4 protein-coding genes are annotated in these 6,453 nt (G+C 36.7%); 1 reads left to right on the top strand and 3 read right to left on the bottom strand.

The features are described 5' to 3' along the window. The first annotated feature begins 113 nt into the window (after positions 1-113). Positions 114-1,706 carry a DEAD/DEAH box helicase gene (locus CI949_RS14975; protein ID WP_133529557.1) on the top strand — a complete coding sequence of 531 codons (1,593 nt, stop codon included), beginning with the start codon at positions 114-116 and terminating at the stop codon, positions 1,704-1,706. An 86-nt stretch (positions 1,707-1,792) separates the two neighbouring features. On the opposite strand, the gene CI949_RS14980 is transcribed toward CI949_RS14975, so the two are convergent. The 3 genes from CI949_RS14980 to CI949_RS14990 all read right to left on the bottom strand — a co-directional run. After that, positions 1,793-2,569 carry a hypothetical protein gene (locus tag CI949_RS14980; protein ID WP_133529558.1) on the bottom strand — a complete coding sequence of 259 codons (777 nt, stop codon included), beginning with the start codon at positions 2,567-2,569 and terminating at the stop codon, positions 1,793-1,795. A gap of 81 nt (positions 2,570-2,650) precedes the next feature. After that, complete coding sequence (locus CI949_RS14985; RefSeq protein ID WP_133529559.1) at positions 2,651-4,840, bottom strand: alpha-galactosidase; 2,190 nt, start codon at positions 4,838-4,840, stop codon at positions 2,651-2,653. Positions 4,841-4,920: 80 nt separating this feature from the next. Beyond that, positions 4,921-6,453 (bottom strand): glycosyltransferase (locus CI949_RS14990; protein ID WP_290767736.1); only part of this gene is annotated, 1,533 nt, incomplete at its 5' end.

The raw sequence follows: 6,453 nt of genomic DNA on the forward strand, positions 1-6,453 counted from the left end.
CTACTTATATAAGTATAGATTTATCAACCGGATGCAGTATTATTTGTTAAGAAATTTGTGTGGTTGGTAGATTTAGTATAAGAATATAATTAAAAAAGGAAGTGGAAGTAAATTTGCAAAAGATTAAATTTAATGAATTAAACGTATCAGATGAGATTTTAAAGGCAGTTGAAGAAATGGGTTTTGAGGAAACTACCCCGATTCAGACAAATGCTATTCCGGCTGTACTTAATGGTAAAGACATTGTAGGTCAGGCCCAGACAGGAACCGGTAAAACAGCAGCCTTTGGTATCCCTCTTTTAGAAGAAATGGATGCTGAAAACAAAAATCCTCAGGCAATTATCCTCTGTCCGACCAGAGAACTTGCTATTCAGGTATCAGAAGAATTAAAAAGACTGGCAAAATATAAGAGAAGAATTTATACTCTCCCGGTTTATGGTGGACAGTCAATCGGACGCCAGATCAAAGCTCTTAATAAAGGTGTACAGATTGTTATTGGTACTCCAGGTAGAGTAATGGACCATATTCGTCGTGGAACTTTAAAACTTGACAATATAGATTATTTTGTCCTTGATGAAGCTGATGTAATGCTCGATATGGGCTTTATTGATGATATTGAAACTGTTTTAAGAGATATTCCAGATGACAGACAGACTCTCTTCTTTTCTGCTACTATTCCCAAATCAATTAAAAGATTGAGTAAAAAGTATCAGAAAAACTCAGAGTTTTTAAGAGTGGCTCACGAAAAATTAACCGTTCCTTCTATTGATCAGTACTACTATGAGATTAGAAGACACGATAAACTTAAAGCTTTAACCAGAATTCTTGACTTAAGCAGTCCGGAACTGGCTATTGTTTTCTGTAACACCAGAAAAATGGTTGACGAGCTGAATATTAAACTGCAGGCTCGCGGTTATTTATCTGATGCTATCCACGGTGGTTTAAACCAGAATCAGCGTGATCGGGTAATGGGTAAATTCAGAAATGGAATTATCGAAGTACTTGTAGCTACAGATGTAGCAGCCCGCGGTATTGATGTAGATGATGTAGAAGCAGTATTTAACTATGATCTACCACAGGATACTGACTATTATGTACACAGAATTGGTCGTACAGGTAGAGCAGGGAAAAGTGGTGAAGCTCACAGTTTTGTAGTTGGTAAGGATATCTATAAGTTGAGGGATATTCAAAAATATACAAAATCAAAAATAAAAAGATCAGAGATTCCTTCTCAGTCTGATATTGAAGCGGCTCAATTTGAGCAGTTTAATGATGAACTGAGCAGTTATATGGATTCTGCTGATTTAGGAAAATATATTGAGTTAATTGAAGACTTAGTTGATGAGCAGTATTCTGCCCTTGAAATTGCAGCTGCTTTAATGAAAAAGTCAATGGAAAGAGAAGATAATGATGATAATCAGGCTGAAAACTCAGGTCAGAGCTTTGGTGATACTGGAGCTGAGCCAGGAATGGTTAGATTATTTATCAATATTGGTAAAAAAGATAGGGTTTCTCCCCGCCATATTGTTGGAGCTATTGCTGGTGAAACAGGAATGCCCGGCGGCTTAATTGGAGCAATTGATATCTATGATAACTTTACCTTTGTGGAAGTTCCCAGAGAAAAAGGTCATGAAGTATTACAGATCATGAAGGACAACTACATTAAAGGAACTAAAGTTAACATTGAAGCTGCAAGAGCTAAGTAAAACGATAAAAAAATAGATTATATAACAAAAAGGTACTGAGAGCAGATCGCTCCCGGTACCTTTTTGTCTTTAGTTTTTGAAGTTTTTTAAGGAACAGCAATTAGAGCAGCTGCCAGTCCGGTTTGACCTGAATCAGTACTTGTTAATTCATCATAATTAATTACCATAATTGAAGCAAAATCAGTCTCAGCTAAAGTTACCTGTGTAACTAGACTTAGTTGGTTATTAGTAATATCTAAAACTCTATCAGTTGAACCTGAAAAGTATCTTTTACCCAGAGAAATTATTCCTACAGTTTCTGCTACATTTTTAGTATCAAGGTTTGCAGTCAAACTAAATCCATTACCGTCATCCTTACTATTTTCTGTTTTAATCCCAGAAATAACTGGCGATTCGGAATTAGCATCTGAAACTTCATTCGGGGTTTCAGTCATACTGACCAATTCTTCTTTTTTATTATCATAAGTTAAACTATCTATCTCATAGGTTAAAGTACCACCTTTGTTAATAGGTTTTAAATCACTATCTTGAGGATCACCATTAATTGTATAATCAAAAATTAGTCTAATTCTACCAGCAGTTAAAATTCCGGTACCCTGGTCAGCCACTGGCTCCATAATTTCCAAATCTTTTAAATTAATGTTTTGAGTCCATTCATAATCATTTAATCTTCCTTCAGAAGAATATTTTGCAAATAACTGATTTAATGACTGTTTAACAACACTTTCCGGCCCATCTTCACTCTCTAAATAATTACCTACTATAGTCTCAGTTTTCAACTCACCAATAGCAGAACATCCTGTTAAAACAAAGCTAAGTGACAGAATGAGAAATAATATTAGAATTATCTTTTTTTTATTCATTATTATTCTCCTAATTTATATATTTTAGTATCTTTAGCTTTTATGTTAGTTAAATCTGCTGAATAAAATAATTAAACCTTCTTAAACAGCCTTAAATCTCCAGACTCTGGAAGAAAAATCTTCTTTTAGATAGGGAACTTTAATGCCATAATTCATCAGTTCATCCCCACCATAAATTTCTCCACTATTTAGCTCCTTATAATCACTCTCAGAGTCCAAGCCTTTCAGTTTTAAAGTCTCTTCTTTCGGATTAGGGGTCGCCAGCACCTGATAAAATCCTGCCAGAACTTCTTCTCTGTCCTGACTGAGATAAGACCAGGCAGTAAAGTTACCTGCAAAGGGACTCCGCAGTCGGTAGAAATCACCAAACTGCACCAGCTCTCTAATCTCTTTATAGTTATTAACCTGTTTTTTGACAGCTTTCATTTCTTTTTCATTTAATTCTGTAATATCAAGTTCATAGCCCAGGTTGCCGAAACTTGCCACATCATAGCGCATTTTAAGTGAAGTACTGCGCTCTACCTGGTGGTTTGGAACAGCAGATACATGAGCACCCATCGAAGATGAAGGATAAACTAATGAAGTTCCATACTGAATCTTTAATCTTTCTACAGCATCAGTATCATCACTGGTCCAGGTCTGCGGCATATAATGGAGCATTCCCGGATCAAAGCGGCCGCCACCACCGGCACAGCTTTCAAACAATACTTCCGGGAATCTGGAAGTAATCTCTTCTAAAACTCTGTAAAGACCCAAAATATAGCGGTGGTTTAACTCACTCTGATGTTCAGCCTCCAGCTCTAAAGAACCATATTCAGTCATCGGTCTATTCATATCCCACTTAACATAGGCAATATCTGCTTTCTCTAAAATCGCAGAAACCCGCTCAATAATATAATTCTGAACATCACTGCGGCTTAAATCTAAAATTAACTGCTGCCTGGATTCTGAGGACTTTCTTTCTGGGACCTGGATGGCCCATTCTGGATGTTCACGGTATAAATCACTGTCTGGAGAAACCATTTCCGGCTCAAACCAGAGGCCAAAATCCATCCCCAATTTATTAATTTCCTGAGCTAAATATTCTAAACCGCCCGGCAGCTTTTCTTGATTTACATACCAGTCCCCTAAAGAAGAAGTGTCATCATTTCTCTCTCCAAACCAGCCGTCATCAAGCACAAATAATTCGATATCTACTTCTGCAGCAGCTGCTGCCATCTCTAATATCTTATCTGTATCAAAATCAAAATAGGTACCTTCCCAGTTGTTGATCAAAACCGGCCGCTGCTGGTCTCTATGTTTACCTCTAACCAGTCGACTTCTGTATAACTGATGAAAGTTTTGAGACATCTTATTTAAACCCTGATCAGAATAATTCATTACAACTTCTGGTGTCTGGAAGCTCTCTCCACCTTCCAAAAGCCAGTTAAAGGTAAAAGGATTAATACCCATTGTTAATCTTGTCTTACCATAGTGATTGCACTCTGCCTGGGCGATAAAATTAGCTGAGTAAACAAGACTGAAACCATAGGCCTCTCCTCTGTACTCATCAGTCTCCGGCTCAACTAAAGCCACAAAAGGATTCTGCTGGTGGCTGCTGCCACCTCGTTTGCTGTCAATTTTGGTTATTCCCTGCTCCAGTGGGCGGCGGATAATATCTCTTTCTCTGCCCCAGGCTCCCGAAAGCTGCAGCAGCTCTAAGTCTTTATTATCAAAATCAACACTCATTGAAAGTGCTCTATTGAGATTCAGCTTCTCATCACCCTGATTTTTAAAATTAGCTGAGCGGGTAAGTATCGGATAATCCTTAAAAATTGTATAGCTTAAAACTACCTCCAGCTCAGTTACCTCATCATAGAGGCTTATCTCCAGAGTTTCTGCTTCAGATTCTTTTTCAACATAAGTTGAGGGCAGACCGGCTAGTTCTTTTTTGCCACTGTAAATTTGATGATCCTGATATTTTAGGTCACTGATAATTGAGCCGTTTTCTGCTTCAACCTGATAGGCGGGCTCCCTAAAATCAGACTGGCCAAAAGAAGGATATTCGCGGGCTATATTTTCTAAGATAAAGCCTGTATCGTCTTTAAGAGCATAGGCCTCATAGGGCCGGTGCTGAGAGATATCATAGCGATCCAACCTTTCGGCTTTTTTAATTTTTTTACCCCAGTAGAGATGACCTAGCTGGTCATTTTTTAATATTTTTATCACATAACTTATTTCTTCATTTTGCAAACGAAAAATTTCTCGCTCTTTAAAAAATTCAATCAGCATTATTCTGCCTCCATTTAATTTTTTTCGACATGAAACGACATAAAGCGGGTGGTACCAGGTACCTGGACATGGAAGTTTGATTACTGGTATTTTTTAAGCTGCATTATTTTGTAATAAAGTTCTTCTGCCGATTCTGCCATCTGTTCAATTGAATATGACTCAGCCATTTTTCTGGCATTTTGCGCAATTTCTTCAAAATCATCAGTATTTGTTAATAGTTCTTCAATCTGTTTACTCCACTTTTCTGTATCCTCTTCAGTTTTAAAACCATTATATCCATTTTCTATAACATCATCAATTCCACTTGATTTAACCGCAACTACAGGGTTATAGCCGGCCATTGCTTCCAGTAAAACCATCCCCTGGGTTTCAGTTGTTGAGGCAAAAACAAAGAGATCTGCAGCCAGATAATATTTGGCCATTTCTCTAAAGTCTACAGCACCAATCAGTTCTATCTCCTTTTCAAGGCTGTTATTTTTAATGAATTCTTCCACATTTTTCTTTTCAGAACCGCTGCCGATAATAATCAATTTAAAGTTGAGCTCAGTATTTTCCCTTAACTTTTTTATTCCTTCTAAAAGGAAAAATAGATTTTTTTCCTGAGAAAGCCTGGAAACTGAAATTAACAGGTGCTCAGCATCTCCGATTAGTTTGTCTCTCAGGGCATCAATTTCCTCCTGCTGACAGTCATAATAGTCAAAATCAATCCCTGTCGGCATTACCTTAATAAATCTGCTAACTCCGACATTGCGCAGATACTCTTTTGTTGATTCCGTGGGAGCAAATACCGCATCAGTATTATTAGCAAAGTTTCTAATTAAAAAGTGTGAGAGCCTGTTTTTAAAAAATTTACGCATAAATAAGATATTGGGTACATAGTGAGAATATTTCTCCAGACGTGTGTGATAGGTAAAAGCAAGCGGCAGATTAAATTTCTCAGCCAGCTTTCGGCCCTTATTTCCCAGCCAAAATGGGTGATGAGAATGAACTAAGTCAAAATCTCCATTCTTAAAGTCTTTTTTGATCTTCGGAGAATAAATATTGGTTACAGGAAATTCCAGTCCTGCTTCTTCATAATGATAAAGTGAATTACAGCGAATAATATTTGATTCATCCTCAGTTTCTTCTTTATAATCTGGAGCAAAAATTTTTACCTGGTGTCCTCTCTTCCGCAGTGCCTTAGCCAAACGCTGAATTGATATTGGAACCCCACCAATAACAGGGAAATAGTTGTTGGTAAACATAGCAATTTTTAGTTTCTGATCTTTAATTTCATTATCAGCATAAGCAAAATCCCGGTAATAATCTACCTCTTTATTAATTTCACGATGCAGAATAAAAAATATAGTTAAACCGATAAACAATACCAGTAAAATATTAATATAATTTGCATAGAAAAACGACTGTAAAGCTACCCAAATATTAACCATAATTTTCGAAAAAGTACTGGGATTATTTTCTAAACGCTCAACACTAATTTCAATCCCACTTTCTGAAACATTAACAAAAAGATAATGGTAAAAACTCTTTTCATTATCAAAAATCAATTCACCACCTGCACCACCGGTGATATAATAATTAATTCCTTTAATATTTTCATGATGATATAATTC

It is taken from the genome of Halanaerobium sp., from assembly GCF_003070835.1.